At 67.4% G+C, this 13,173-nt stretch carries 13 protein-coding genes and 1 tRNA gene; 7 read left to right on the forward strand and 7 right to left on the reverse strand.

Annotated features, from left to right (window positions below):
• The first annotated feature begins 23 nt into the window (after positions 1–23).
• The 3 genes from BO226_RS28250 (at position 24) to BO226_RS23205 (ending at position 2,409) form a co-directional block, all read left to right on the forward strand.
• Positions 24–233, forward strand: a complete 210-nt coding sequence (locus BO226_RS28250) for an SDR family NAD(P)-dependent oxidoreductase (RefSeq protein WP_071936175.1) — start codon at positions 24–26, stop codon at positions 231–233.
• A 186-nt stretch (positions 234–419) separates the two neighbouring features.
• The gene (locus tag BO226_RS23200; RefSeq protein ID WP_024102806.1) at positions 420–854 is read left to right on the forward strand and encodes a Fur family transcriptional regulator; all 435 of its coding nucleotides are present in this window, start codon (positions 420–422) and stop codon (positions 852–854) included.
• Positions 855–948: 94 nt separating this feature from the next.
• The gene (locus BO226_RS23205; protein WP_071936176.1) at positions 949–2,409 is read left to right on the forward strand and encodes a catalase; all 1,461 of its coding nucleotides are present in this window, start codon (positions 949–951) and stop codon (positions 2,407–2,409) included.
• A 27-nt stretch (positions 2,410–2,436) separates the two neighbouring features.
• Here the strand turns inward: BO226_RS23205 and BO226_RS27350 are convergent, their stop codons facing one another.
• Positions 2,437–2,580, reverse strand: a complete 144-nt coding sequence (locus tag BO226_RS27350) for a hypothetical protein (RefSeq protein WP_019290230.1) — start codon at positions 2,578–2,580, stop codon at positions 2,437–2,439.
• 160 nt (positions 2,581–2,740) lie between these two features.
• Between BO226_RS27350 and BO226_RS23210 the strand changes: the two genes are divergently transcribed.
• Positions 2,741–3,574, forward strand: a complete 834-nt coding sequence (locus BO226_RS23210; RefSeq protein WP_024102807.1) for a metal-dependent hydrolase — start codon at positions 2,741–2,743, stop codon at positions 3,572–3,574.
• A 76-nt stretch (positions 3,575–3,650) separates the two neighbouring features.
• On the forward strand, positions 3,651–5,399 hold the full coding sequence (locus BO226_RS23215) for a cholesterol oxidase substrate-binding domain-containing protein (RefSeq protein WP_024102808.1): 1,749 nt from the start codon (positions 3,651–3,653) through the stop codon (positions 5,397–5,399).
• A 9-nt stretch (positions 5,400–5,408) separates the two neighbouring features.
• Here BO226_RS23215 and BO226_RS23220 read toward each other — a convergent pair whose 3' ends face one another.
• The 3 genes from BO226_RS23220 to BO226_RS28485 form a co-directional block, all read right to left on the reverse strand.
• Positions 5,409–5,930 (reverse strand): YdcF family protein, encoded by a 522-nt coding sequence (locus BO226_RS23220; RefSeq protein ID WP_071936177.1) that lies wholly within the window; start codon positions 5,928–5,930, stop codon positions 5,409–5,411.
• Between the two features lie 331 nt (positions 5,931–6,261).
• Positions 6,262–6,335, reverse strand: a tRNA-Pro gene (locus BO226_RS23225).
• A gap of 54 nt (positions 6,336–6,389) precedes the next feature.
• Positions 6,390–7,343, reverse strand: coding sequence for a metallophosphoesterase (locus tag BO226_RS28485; protein WP_071936178.1), 954 nt, complete (start codon positions 7,341–7,343; stop codon positions 6,390–6,392).
• A 66-nt stretch (positions 7,344–7,409) separates the two neighbouring features.
• Here BO226_RS28485 and BO226_RS23235 point away from each other — a divergent pair, with 66 nt between their 5' ends.
• Positions 7,410–7,886: a GatB/YqeY domain-containing protein gene (locus BO226_RS23235; RefSeq protein ID WP_006552434.1), complete on the forward strand. Its 477-nt coding sequence runs from the start codon at positions 7,410–7,412 to the stop codon at positions 7,884–7,886.
• 23 nt (positions 7,887–7,909) lie between these two features.
• Here the strand turns inward: BO226_RS23235 and BO226_RS23240 are convergent, their stop codons facing one another.
• The gene (locus tag BO226_RS23240) at positions 7,910–10,336 is read right to left on the reverse strand and encodes a penicillin-binding protein (RefSeq protein ID WP_064256713.1); all 2,427 of its coding nucleotides are present in this window, start codon (positions 10,334–10,336) and stop codon (positions 7,910–7,912) included.
• 293 nt (positions 10,337–10,629) lie between these two features.
• Between BO226_RS23240 and BO226_RS23245 the strand changes: the two genes are divergently transcribed.
• Positions 10,630–10,953 carry a WhiB family transcriptional regulator gene (locus tag BO226_RS23245; RefSeq protein WP_006552432.1) on the forward strand — a complete coding sequence of 108 codons (324 nt, stop codon included), beginning with the start codon at positions 10,630–10,632 and terminating at the stop codon, positions 10,951–10,953.
• A gap of 49 nt (positions 10,954–11,002) precedes the next feature.
• On the opposite strand, the gene BO226_RS23250 is transcribed toward BO226_RS23245, so the two are convergent.
• Both BO226_RS23250 and BO226_RS23255 read right to left on the reverse strand, forming a co-directional pair.
• A complete protein-coding gene (locus tag BO226_RS23250) occupies positions 11,003–12,133 on the reverse strand; it encodes an ArsA family ATPase (protein ID WP_071936179.1) in 1,131 nt (376 codons plus the stop codon).
• Positions 12,130–13,146, reverse strand: coding sequence for an ArsA family ATPase (locus BO226_RS23255; protein ID WP_371683113.1), 1,017 nt, complete (start codon positions 13,144–13,146; stop codon positions 12,130–12,132). Before BO226_RS23255 ends, BO226_RS23250 begins: the two co-directional genes overlap by 4 nt.
• Between the last annotated feature and the right edge of the window lie 27 nt (positions 13,147–13,173).

Raw genomic sequence — 13,173 nt, forward strand, 5'->3', positions numbered from 1 at the left:
AACGTGATGGGGCGGCGTTTCCGGTGTTCAGGAGCAACCGTCGCGGGCACATCGTCAACGTCTCGTCGATCCTGGGGCTCACGACCTTCCCGGGCTGGGGGCTCTACAGTGCGGGCAAGTTCGCGCTCGAGGCCCTGACGGAAGCGCTCGCCGCGGAGGTCGCCGATCTCGGTATCGGGGTGAATCTGATCGAACCGGGATACGTGCGGACCGATTTCCTGACGAAAGACTAGCTCGCACTTTCCGATTCGACACTCGGTGAGTATCCGGCCGTGCGGAGAGACGACCGAGGCGCGCCGGGCGCCGGCGGGCGCCGACCACACCGACCCCCGATCCGATCGGAGACCCGAAGTGGGCGTGACGGGCACCGCACCGATCCTTTTCTTGACTTATTCCAGAAAAGGGGCATACTTGGTGTCATGCAACAAGGACACGAGCATCACTTCGACCCCAAGGAGCAACTGCGCTCCGTGGGTCTGCGGGTGACCGCTCCCCGCGTTGCCGTACTGAGAACCGTTGCCGAGCATCCGCATTCCGATGCGGACGGAATTGCCGCCCACGTGCGCGACGAACTCGGCTCGGTGTCGACGCAGGCCGTGTACGACGTACTCAAGGCATGCGTGGGGAACGGGTTGCTCCGCCGGATCGAACCGGCCGGATCACCCGCACGGTACGAGACCCGCATCGGCGACAACCACCACCACCTCGTGTGCCGCGCATGCGGCACGGTCGTCGACATCGATTGCGTCGTCGGGGCCGCGCCCTGCCTGACGCCGTCCGACGACCACGGCTTCGTCATCGACGAAGCAGAGGTCACCTTCTGGGGCCTGTGCCCCGATTGCCGCGCCGACTAGCGCCCACTCGCTTCACCGGTGGTCCGGCCCCTCCGCGGGCCGAACCATCGGCTTCGTGTCCCGAGACCCGGAACATCCGTATACGGAGGTCACCATGACGAATGCCCGTTACACCACGAACAACGTCGGTATCCCCGTCGCCAGCGACAACGAGTCGCTCACCGCGGGCACCCAGGGGCCGATCCTGCTCCACGACCACTACCTGGTCGAGAAGCTCGCGCACTTCAACCGCGAGCGGGTGCCCGAGCGCGTCGTGCACGCCAAGGGCGCCGGCGCGTTCGGTGAGCTCGTCGTCACCGAGGACGTCTCCGCCTACACGAAGGCCAAGCTGTTCCGGCCGGGCGTGAAAACCGAGATGCTGGCACGCTTCTCGACGGTCGCCGGTGAACAGGGCAGCCCCGACACCTGGCGCGACCCGCGCGGTTTCGCTTTGAAGTTCTACACCGAGGACGGGAACTACGACCTGGTCGGCAACAACACGCCGATCTTCTTCATCAAGGACCCGATCAAGTTCCCCGACTTCATCCACTCGCAGAAGCGCCTGCCCGGCTCCGGCCTGCGCGACCACACGATGCAGTGGGACTTCTGGACCCTGCGCCCCGAGACCGCACACCAGGTCACCTGGCTGATGGGCGACCGTGGCCTGCCGCGCACGTGGCGCCACATGGACGGCTTCGGTTCGCATACCTACCAATGGATCAACGCCGACGGTGAGCGCTTCTGGGTGAAATACCACTTCAAGACCGACCAGGGCATCGAGTTCCTCACCCAGGACGAGGCCGACCGCCTCGCCGGCTCGGATCCCGACTACCACCGCGCCGACCTCTACAAGGCGATCGAGCGTGGCGAGTTCCCGAGCTGGACGCTCCACGTGCAGATCATGCCGGTCGCGGAGGCGGAGAACTACCGGTTCAACCCGTTCGACCTGACCAAGGTGTGGTCGCAAAAGGACTACCCGTTGATCAAGGTCGGCACGATGACCCTGAACCGCAACCCGCGCAACTTCTTCGCAGAGATCGAGCAGGCCGCGTTCGCCCCGTCGAACGTCGTGCCGGGCATCGGTTTCTCGCGCGACAAGATGCTGCTCGGCCGCGTGTTCTCCTACGCCGACGCCCACCGCTACCGCATCGGCGTCAACCACGCACAGCTGCCGGTGAACTCCGCGAAGGCCGCCCGTGTCGACTCCTACAGCAAGGAGGGCAACATGGCCTTCACCTTCAACGATCCGCAGACCCCGGTCTACGCACCGAACAGCTTCGGTGGTCCGCATGCCGATCCCGAGCGGGCCGGCGACGAAGGTCTGTGGAACTTCGGAACCGAGGCCGTGCGCGCGGGCTACGTGCAGCACCCAGAGGACGACGACTTCGGTCAGGCGGGCACCCTCGTCCGCGACGTGATGGACGACGCGGAGCGCGAACGCCTCGTGAACAACATCGTCGGACACGTCCTCGGCGGTACCTCGGAGGCGCTCTACGAGCGGATCTTCGAGTACTGGCGCAACGTCGACGAGGAGCTCGGCAAGCGGGTCGAGGCGGGCGTGCGCGCCGGAGCCTGACCCGTCACCGGGGGAGATGCGGCGGGATCAGAGCAGTCCCCACCAGTAGATCAGGGCTGCCAGCGCCAGCACGATCAGCGTGGTGTCCATGTCGCTCTCCCTCCATCCGACGACGACAACTCCATCTTCCTCGCAAACGAGGAATCCGGCACAGACGCCAGGGCCGTCCACCTCTCCGGTGGGCGGCCCTGCCGGCGTCTGCCGAGCATATCGGCTGTTCGAACACGCGTGTGACAGGTGTGTCGACTGTGGTTGTTAGGTTGGAGATCCGGGGCCGGCGTCGTCACGCCGGGTCGGGTTCGCGCTCGTTCGTCGAAAGGTGTTGTCCGACATGGTGATGGGTCCTACCCATGCAGTATCCGGGGCGCTGGTGGGGCTCGTCGTCGCAGATCTGCTTCCTACCGACTGGGGTGCACCCGCGTCCACCGCGGAGACCTTCGCCTTCGCGGCGGTGTGTTCGGGGGCGGCCCTGCTTCCGGATCTCGACACGGCACAGTCGACGGTCGCGAGGTCGTTCGGGCCCGTGAGCCAGACCTTCGCCAGGGGCATCGACGCGGTCTCGCTCGGCTACTACTCGCTCACCAAGGGCAGCCGCGACCGGAAGCGGCGCGGCGGGCACCGCACCATGACGCACACCGCGCTGTTCGCGGCACTGCTCGGAGCCGGAGTCTCGGCACTCGTCGCGAGCTTCGGCAGGGAAGCGATCATCGGGGTCCTGTTCGTCACTCTCGGTCTCGCACTGCGCGGGTTGTTCGGGTCGTGGGCGAAGAAGCGCGGGTGGGTGGTCGTCACCCTGAGCGCGGCAGTGCTGTCGATCCTGTCGTGGACGTGGTTCCCGCAGGAGGTTGCGTCGACGGGCCTGGGGGTCGCGGTGGCCCTCGGATGCGCGACGCACTGTCTCGGCGACGCCATCACCAAGGAGGGAATCCCCTTCCTCGCTCCGTTCGTGCCCTGGCGCGGGTCGCGCTGGTGGGAGATCAAGCTGCCGTCGGCGTTGTCCATCCGTGCGGGTGGCCCGTTCGAGCTCGGCATCCTCGGTCCGGCCCTCACCGTGGCGGCGGTCGCGATGGCGGTCTGGTCGGTCGACGGCGCTCCCGAACACATCCTCGGCACGTTGGAGGCGTCGGGTCTGTCGTTCTGGAGCGAGGGCGCCGCACACCGGTAGCGGTACTGGAGAATAGAGAGAACTTGTTCTATTTTCGCGGAGTCCGCGCCCGCAGAACAGAACGGAACCCGCCCTCGTGAGCGCTAGAGCCTCTGGTCCCACCCTCAGCCGTCGCGGTCTTCTCGGAGCAGCCGCCGGAGCAGCCGTCCTTGCAGGCACGGGATGGACGCTCGCGGGTGCGGTACCGCTCGGCGACCCGGCAGCCACGATCCCGGCGCCGCCGGACTTCCCGGCCGACATCCCGCTCTCGCAGCAACAGTTCGTCAACTGGGCGAAGACCATCCGGTTCGACGCGGTGTGGACCGCGACCGCGCGCACCGCCGACGACGTCGTCCGCCTCGCGAACTGGGCGCACGCCCACGGCTTCCGCATCCGTCCCCGCGGATCGATGCACAGCTGGAGTCCGCTCACCCTCGAGGCCGGGCAGGACATCGAGAACGTCGTGCTGGTCGACACCATGTCGCAGCTGAACCAGGTCGTCGTCGACGCGGACGCCGCACCTCCGCGCGTGACGGCCGGAGGGGGCGCGAGCATCGAATCCATCCTCACCACGCTCGAAGCGAACGGACTGGGCTGGGCCAACTCGCCCGCCATCGGCGACATCTCCATCGCGGGGGCACTGTCGATCGGTGCCCACGGAGCCACCTACCCGGCGGCGGGGGAGACGGTGATCCCCGGCCAGTCGTTCGGCTCCCTGTCCAATCTCGTCCTGGCTCTGACCGCCGTGGTGTGGAACCCGTCGGCCGCTGCCTACGAACTCCGCGAGTTCCGCCGCGCCGAACCGGAGATCAGACCCCTGCTCGCCCACCTCGGACGCACCTTCGTCACTTCGGTGACGCTGCAGGCCGGAGCGAACTACCGGGTGCGCTGCCAGAGCTTCACCGACATCCCGTGGCGCGAACTGTTCGCCCCGCCCGGCTCGCCGGGGCGCACTTTCGAGCGCTACGTCGAGGAGCACGGGCGGGTCGAGGCGATCTGGTTCCCCTTCACCGAGACACCCTGGCTCAAGATCTGGTCGGTCTCCCCGGAGAAGCCCGCCGCCTCCCGCGAGGTGCAGGATCCGTACAACTACTACTTCTCGGACAGTCTGCCCGAGGAACTCACCGACCTGCTGGGACAGGTCGTGCGTGGCGCCCAGGGCGTCACACCGACCTTCGGTGCGTCGCAGTTCGGTGCGGTGGCAGCGGGACTCGCAGCGACCGGCACGAAAGATCTGTGGGGCTGGTCCAAGGACCTGCTGTTCTACCTGCGCGCCGCGACCCTGCGCGTGGTCGCCGGTGGCGGTGTCGTCGTGACGAGACGCGACAACATCGCCCGCGTCATCAACGAGTTCACGACGTGGCTGCACGAGCGGATGACGCACTACGCCTCGCTCGGGCAGTACCCCGTGAACATGCCGTTCGAGGTACGTCTGTGCAAGGTCGACGACGCCGACGAGGTGCTCGTCGACGCCGCCGGTGTGCCCGACCTGTCGCCGGTGCGTCCCCGCCCCGACCGGCCCGACTGGGACACCGCGATCTGGATGAACGTCGTCTCCATCCCCGGAACGGCCGGGATGCCGGCCTTCTTCCGCGAGATGGAGCAGTGGATGGCCGCCCACTACTCGGGCGATTACGCGACCTTCCGGTCCGAGTGGTCGAAGGGTTGGGCGTTCGACGACGAGGGCGGCTACCGCGACCCCGGTTTCCTCGGTGAGACGGTGCCGGCCATGTACCGCACCGGCCTACCGTCCGGGCAGGGTTGGGACGCCGCGCTCGCGGCTTTCGAGCAGTACGACCCGCACCGGGTGTTCAGCAACCGGTTCCTCGACCGGTTGCTGCCCTGACGTTCCGCTTCAGCACCCCGTGTGCGAGAAGGCCCGCATGTAGCCGGCGGTCTGATAGGCGTACGCCCATGCCCAGTACGACAGGGCGATGTCGGCCGGGCTGGCGGCCATGATGAGTTCGCCGTCGAAGCATCGGTCGAGGATGAAGCGCGCGCGGGAGACGTGCGGCACGAACGTCACGACGATGACGCTGTTCCAGCCGCGCTGCTCCGCGAGACGATGCAGTTCCATGGCCTCACCGCGCGTGGTCGGCGGGTCCGGTTCGAAGCACGTGACGGGGAATTCGTAGCGCGGGTGGTCGCACAGGTCCGTCAACCAGACGTCCTTCGTGCCGTTGGGATTCGACACCACGACCTCGGGTGCGAAGCCTTCGAGTGCGAGTTCGAGCGCGTAGGGATAGCGCTCGTAGATCGCACCGCCGAGGACGAAGATCGCATCGGCCCGGCGATACGGGCTGAGGTTCTCGATCTCGATCTGCGGGGCCACGTAGACGGGAAGGCCCGCGGCGATGAACGCGCACGCGACGAGCACGAGGACGGCGAGCCACCGTCGTCGCCGGGGGCGTGGTCTGGTGAGTGTGGAACCTCCGGAGTTCTCCGGTGCGTCCTGCCGGGAGGCCCTGTGTCGTCGCGTCATCCGCCGAGTCCGTTCCCGCCCGACCAGAGCCGAGGCGTCTCGCGAGTGCGGTGCCGCCTTTCAGTTTAGGGTATTCAAGTCTGTTTTAATCCCTAAAAACCGACTTGAAGAATCTTTTGTGACGGGAGGGGACGTCCTTTTCCGGAGAGGTGAACAAGGTGCCCCGGAACGCGGTCAGGGCACCTTCTCCGTGAGGAGAAAGTGCCCTGACGAGTTCTTCCACGAGTCGGGGTGGCGGGATTCGAACCCACGACCTCTTCGTCCCGAACGAAGCGCGCTACCAAGCTGCGCCACACCCCGTATTGAACCTCGGTCAGCTTACAACACGAGTCCGCAGAAGATTAAATCGGCTGGTCAGCGACGTAACCCGGCGCGCTCTGCCGAATCACCGCTGGCCTGCTGCGAGGTGTCGCGCGAGGCCGGAACGAGGGTCAGCAGGGTGGCCTCCGGACGGCAGAAGAACCGGGCAGGAGCGAACGGCGACGTACCGATACCCGCGGAGACGTGCAGTCGCATGTGGGCACCCCAGCGCGACGCGCCCTTCACCCGCGACCGGTCGATCCCGCAGTTGGTCACCAGCGCGCCGTAGAACGGCAGGCACAGCTGGCCGCCGTGGGTGTGGCCCGCGAGAACGAGGTCGTAGCCGTCCTCGGCGAAGCGATCGAGCACCCGCGGCTCGGGGGAGTGAGTCATGCCCAGTCGCAGATCGGCCGAGGGATCGGCCGCACCTGCGATCGTCTCGTACCGGTCGCGGTCGAGATGCGGGTCGTCGACACCGCCGACGGCGATGCGCACGCCGCCGATCTCGATGTCGCGCCGCACGTGCGTCATGTCCTGCCAGCCACGTTCGGTGAACGCCGCACGCAGGTCGCCCCACGGGAGCGGAGGCCCGTAGACGCGGTCGTGGTCCTTGTCGAAGTAGGCCAGCGGATTCTTCAGCACGGGAGCGAAGTAGTCGTTGCTCCCGAAGACGAACAGACCCGGGCGGGCGAGGAGTCCGCCGAGGGCCTGGACGACGGCCGGAACGGCCTTCGGGTGCGACAGGTTGTCGCCCGTGTTCACGACGAGATCGGGCTCGAGGCCATCGAGTTCGCGCAACCAGTTCTGTTTCAGCTTCTGATTGGGAGTCATGTGCAGGTCGCTGATGTGCAGGACCCGCAGTGTCGACGCGCCGGGCGCGAGCACCGGCACCGTGACCTCGCGAAGGGTGAACGCGTTCCGTTCGATCAGCGTGGTGTAACCGAGGCCGAGAGCGGCGGCGCCGGCAGCACCGAGGGTTACGCGGCGAATTGCAGACAGGTCAGGCACTTCTCCAGCGTACCGCCGTGCGTGGTCCTCGCACGTGGTTCGCCTGCCCCGCGTAGCGTTTCCGGCATGAGCGACACCACATCCTCCCTCGAATCCAGGCTGCGGACCGACCTGACCGCAGCGATGAAGGACAAGGACAAGCTGCGGACCGAGACCCTCAGGATGCTGCTCGCGGCGATCCGGAACGAGGCGGTGTCCGGCAAGGAGGCGCGTGAGCTGTCCGACGACGAGGTGCTCCAGGTCCTCGCGAAGGAATCGAAGAAGCGCGGCGAGGCCGCCGAGGTCTACACCGAGAACGGACGCGGAGAGCTCGCGGCCAAGGAGCACGCCGAGGCACGGATCATCGACGAGTACCTGCCCACCCCGCTCACCGATGCCGAACTCGTCGACGTCGTCGACACCGCCCTCGCGCGCGTTGCGGAGGAACTCGGCACGCGGCCGGGTCCGAAGAACATGGGCCAGGTGATGAAGGCCGCCACCGAGATCGCGGCAGGCAAGGCCGACGGCAAGCGCCTGTCCGCAGCCGTGCGTTCACGCCTGTAAACCGACCGTGGAAGCCCTGCGGCTCAGTTGTCGGGGCGGCTCGGTGTCGTCGTGGGAGTGGACTCCTCCTCCGCCGGCGGACTCGACTCGCTCTGCTCGAGCTCACGTCCCGGGATGGGCGCGGGCGTCGACCGGCGGGTCGTGTCGGGCACCTCGCGGTCGCGCGGGCGGGCCGGGGTGGCGCTCGTGGTGGGAGCGACGCGGACCGATCCGTCGCTGATGAACAGCGTGACCGTCGATCCCGGGACGGCCGAGCCGCTCGGGGACGTACCCGTCACCGTTCCGGCGCGTTCCTCACCGGCGATCGTCGCCTCCGAGACCGAGAATCCGGCGTCCTGCAGTCGCTGGACCGCGCGGTCCTTCGACAGGCCCGTCACGTCCGGAACCTGGGCGTTGCCCGCGCCGCGGACGTACCGGGGATCGGGGGCGGGCAGTTCGATGGAGCCGAACTTGTTCGCCACCGGCAGCATCGCTGAGAACCATGTCCGCGCCGGTTCGGTACCGCCGAAGAGGTTGCCGTCGTAGCAGGGGCGGACCGGACCCGAGCAGATCTGGCCGGGAGTGGGGGAGTCGCCGTAGGTGTAGACGACTCCGGCAAACCGGTTGGTAAATCCGAGGAATGCCGAGGACATGTGCGACTCGGTAGTACCGGTCTTCGCCGCGACCGGCAGGTTCCAGCCCACCGACCCCGCGGCACCCGAAGCGGTACCGCCGGCGGCGGTGTCCTTGCTCATCGCCGTCGTCAGGGTGTCGGCCAGACCGGGCTCGACGGCCTGCTCGCACGCCTGCTGCGTGATCGGCACGGGCTTGCCCTCGCGGTCGAACACCCCCTCGATCGGGGTGGGCGGGCACCACTTGCCGCTCGACGCCAGCGTCGCCGCGACGTTCGACAGCTCGAGCGCGTTGATCCACGTCGGGCCGAGCGTGTACGAGCCGAGGTGCTGGTTCTTCTGCATCTCGGCCATCGACTGGTCGCCGAAGCCGGAGGTGCGGGGCTGCAGGTACGACCGCAGACCCAGGCGCACCGACATGTCGACAACCGCGTCGACGCCGGTGGCCTCGATGAGCTTGACGAACGCCGTGTTCGGTGACTGTGCCAGCGCGTCGGTCACCGACAGTCGCGACGGATACGGCGCGGCGTTCTCGACGCAGTAGTAGTTGGCCGGGCAGCCGCGGGCACCGCCGTCGCCCAGACCGCGGGCGTTGTAGCGGGACGGGACGTCGAGCACGGCAGAGGTGCCGAGACCCTGTTCCATGGCGGCGGCGACGGTGAAGATCTTGAAGATCGACCCGGCGCCGTGACCGGCCAGCGAGTAGGGCTGCGGCTGGACCGTCTCCTTGGCCTCGGCGTCGAGACCGAACTTGCGGCTCGACCCCATGGCGAGGACCTTGTGCGAATCCTGGCCCGGCTCGATCACGTTCATCACCGAGGCCACGTCGTCGACGGTGGGGCTGGTGAACCGGTCGAGCGACTCTTTGACGGAGTTCTGGACCTCGGGGTCGAGGGTCGTGCGGATGAGATATCCGCCCCGGTCGATCTGCTCGCGCGACAGGCCCGAGTTCTCGAGATACTGCAGCGCGTACTCGCAGAAGTAACCGCGGTCGTCGGCAGCGATGCAGCCGCGGGGGAGCGTGTTGGGCTCGGGCAGCACGCCGAGCGGCAGTTCCTTCGCGGCGCGGATCTCGTCGGCGCGCTCCGGGATGTTGTCGATCATCGTGTCGAGCACGATGTTGCGACGGGCGAGCACGCCGTCGGGATTGGTGTACGGGTTCAGCGCCGAGCTGGACTGCACCATGCCCGCGAGCATCGCGGCCTGCGGGATGTTCAGGTCCTTGGCGTCGATGCCGAAGTAGGTCTGGGCGGCGTCCTGGATGCCGAACGAACCGTTGCCGAAGGGGACGAGGTTCAGATAGCGGGTGAGGATCTCGTCCTTGGTGAGCTGATCGTCGAGGGTCAGCGCCATGCGGATCTCACGGATCTTGCGGGCCGGCGTCGTCTCGATCGCCGCGCGGCGTTCGGCGTCGGTCTTCGCGATCACGTGGAGCAGGTAGTTCTTGACGTACTGCTGGTCGATCGTGGAGGCGCCCTGCTCGACCTGACCGCTCGTGGTGTTGGTGAGGAACGCGCGGATGGTGCCCTGCCAGTCGACGCCCTGGTGCTCGGGGAACCGCTTGTCCTCGATCGAGACGATCGCCAGTTTCATCTCGTTGGAGATCTGGTCGCTGGGCACCTCGAAGCGACGCTGGTCGTAGAGCCACGCGATCGGCTCGCCCGCCTTGTCGACCATGGTCGTCACGGCTGGGACGACACCTTCGACGAGCTCTGCGGAACTGTTGTCGACGGTGTCCGCGGCTCGGTTCGAGACGTACCCGAAACCACCCGCGGCCGGGAAGAGCATCCCTGCTACGAGAACGCCGCCGAGGGCCGTGCAACCAGCGAGCTTCGCCACCGTTCTTCGGATCGACACGCCTACACACTACGTGGCGAGGGACCGGCCGGCCGTTTCCAGGGAGCGGGCGTGGCACGACGGGCGAGGTGAAAACGCCTCCGACGTGGGACTTTGTACGTGCGTACCAGAAAAGGTTTCGTTCGCCTTGCGCGTGGGCATCAGTTTACCTAGATTGAGACATCAGTGTGACGCAGATAACACCTTGACGGGCAGGTTTTGCGCCGTTGCGGCACACGGACGGCGCAGACCTCGAACACCGCGAACCGGCGTTCGGAAAGTAAAGGGGCAACTGAATGCACATGACCACCCCGACGACCCGACTCGACGTCGACCAGGCCGAAGCGCGTATCGCTTGGGTCTCCAAGGCTCGCTGCCGCGAAGTCGATCCAGATGAACTGTTCGTGCGTGGCGCAGCGCAGCGCAAGGCTGCGGTGATCTGCCGGCACTGCCCGGTGATGCTCGAGTGCGGGGCGGACGCCCTCGACAACCGTGTCGAGTTCGGCGTGTGGGGAGGCATGACGGAGCGGCAGCGTCGTGCTCTCCTCAAGCAGCATCCCGAGGTCGAGTCCTGGGCCGATTTCTTCCAGGCGCAGCGACAGCACCAGAGCGCGGTCTAGTCACCACCTCACCGGTACACGAACCGCCGAGATCATGACCCGCGAGACATCACGCCTCGCGGGTCAATTGCTCGCCCACCGCCCGCAGCGCCTCGAGATCCGAGACCTCGAAGGGCAGCGAGGGCACCCCGACCACGGGGACGGCAGGGTTCGCCGCGGTGAAGTTGCGTAGCAACCGCAGCTCCCGCTTGGCGATCACGGCCCGGTGCGCGTGGATGCGGAGAACGGCCTCAGCGGCCTTCGCGTCCACGCCCTCCTCCTCGGCGAGCTGGTCCGCCGCGGCGAGGGCGTGATCGGACGGCAACGCCGACAGTGTCGGATGGGTGCGGTTGAGCACCAGGCCCGCCAGCGGCATGCGATCGCCCGACAGTCGTTCGACGAAGAACGACGCCTCGCGCAGGGCATCGGGTTCGGGTGCCGCGACCACCATGAAGTGGGTTCCCGGCTGCTGCAGCAACCGGTAGGTGCGGTTGGCGCGCTCGCGGAAGCCCCCGAACATCGAGTCCAGCGACTGCACGAAGGCCGACGCATCCGACAGCATCTGGCTCCCGACGATCGTCGAGACCGCCTTGAGCGCGAGCCCCATCGCGCCGGTCACCAGGCGGCCGAAGCCACGCCCGGGTGCCGTGAAGATCCGGATCATCCGCCCGTCGAGGAAGGCTCCGAGCCGCTGGGGAGCGTCGAGGAAGTCGAGCGCGTTCCGGGACGGCGGAGTGTCGACAATGATGAGATCCCACTCGTCGCTCTGCGCGAGCTGACCGAGCTTCTCCATCGCCATGTACTCCTGCGTGCCGGAGAAAGACGACGCCACGGTCTGATAGAAGGGGTTGTCGAGGATCTGCTGGGCCTTCTCCGGCGTCGAGTGCTCGAGCACCATGTCGTCGAAGGTGCGACGCATGTTGAGCATCATCGCGTGCAGCTCGCCCTTCGCCTCCGGCCCGAGCTCCACCTTCTGCGGTGAATTGTCGAGCGAGGCGACCCCGAGGGCCTGTGCCAGTCGCCGCGCCGGGTCGATCGTGAGCACCACGACGCTACGGCCCCGCTCGGCCGCGCGCAACGCGAGCGCCGCGGCGGTGGTCGTCTTGCCGACACCTCCCGACCCGCAGCACACGATCACCCGGGACGAGCGGTCGTCCAGGATGCGGGCGACGTCGAGGACCTTCCGGATCGGTGCGTTCATCGGACACCCTGCTCGGCGAGAACGTCGGCGAGTTCGTAGAGGCCACCGAGATCGACACCGTCGGCGAGGGCCGGTAGGGACATGCGTGCCACCTTCACTTCGTCGAGTTGAGCGGCGCTCACCTGTTGCGCCTGGAGTACCGCGGCGTGCTCGATGGTCTCGGTCAGCAGGCCGGCGAAATCGTCGTCGGAGAGCTTGATGGACACCTTCTCCAGCGTCGTCCGGATCGCGGGCCCGGCGATGCGGCCGGCGGCGACGTCGTCGACGAGTTCCTCGGGCAGGTGCTCGGGAGCGGTGCGGTTGACGATGACCGTCCCCATCCGGAGATCGGCGGCCTCGAGTTCCTCCACCGCGTCGGCCGTCTCCTGCACGGGCAGAGCCTCGAGCAGGGTCACCAGATGGACGACGGTCTGGTCGGAGTGCAGCAGCCGGACCACACCCTCGCTCTGCGACCGGATCGGACCGGACTTCGCGAGATCGGCCATAGCCTTGGTGACGTCGAGGAAGCTGCCGATGCGGCCGGTGGGCGGGGAGTCGACGACGACCGCGTCGTAGACGGGTGCGCCCGACGCGTCGGTCCGTACCACGGTCTCCTTGATCTTGCCGGTGAGGATGACGTCGCGCAGACCCGGCGCGAGCGTGGTCACGAACTCGATCGCTCCCATCCGTCGCATCGCGCGACCTGCGAATCCGAGGTTGTAGAACATGTCGAGGTACTCGAGGAAGGCCGCCTCGATGTCGATCGCGAGAGCCGACACCTCACCGCCACCCGGCGCGGTCGCGATTTTCGTCTCGACCGGCGGGAGCGGCGGCACGTCGAACAGCTGCGCGATGCCCTGACGTCCCTCGGTCTCGACGAGCAGGACCTTGCGGCCTCCGGCGGCGAGCGCCAGTGCGAGCGCCGCGGCCACCGTGGACTTCCCGGTGCCACCCTTGCCGGACACGAAGTGCAGTCGCGCCTGGGCGGCGCCTGCCGGCCATTCGCCGGAATGTGATGTCGGAGATGCCACGATCACGAGCCTATAAGTCGTGGACGGTGA

The sequence above is a fragment of the Rhodococcus sp. 2G genome (assembly GCF_001886355.1).
In the GTDB taxonomy this organism is placed as follows: domain Bacteria; phylum Actinomycetota; class Actinomycetes; order Mycobacteriales; family Mycobacteriaceae; genus Rhodococcus; species Rhodococcus pyridinivorans.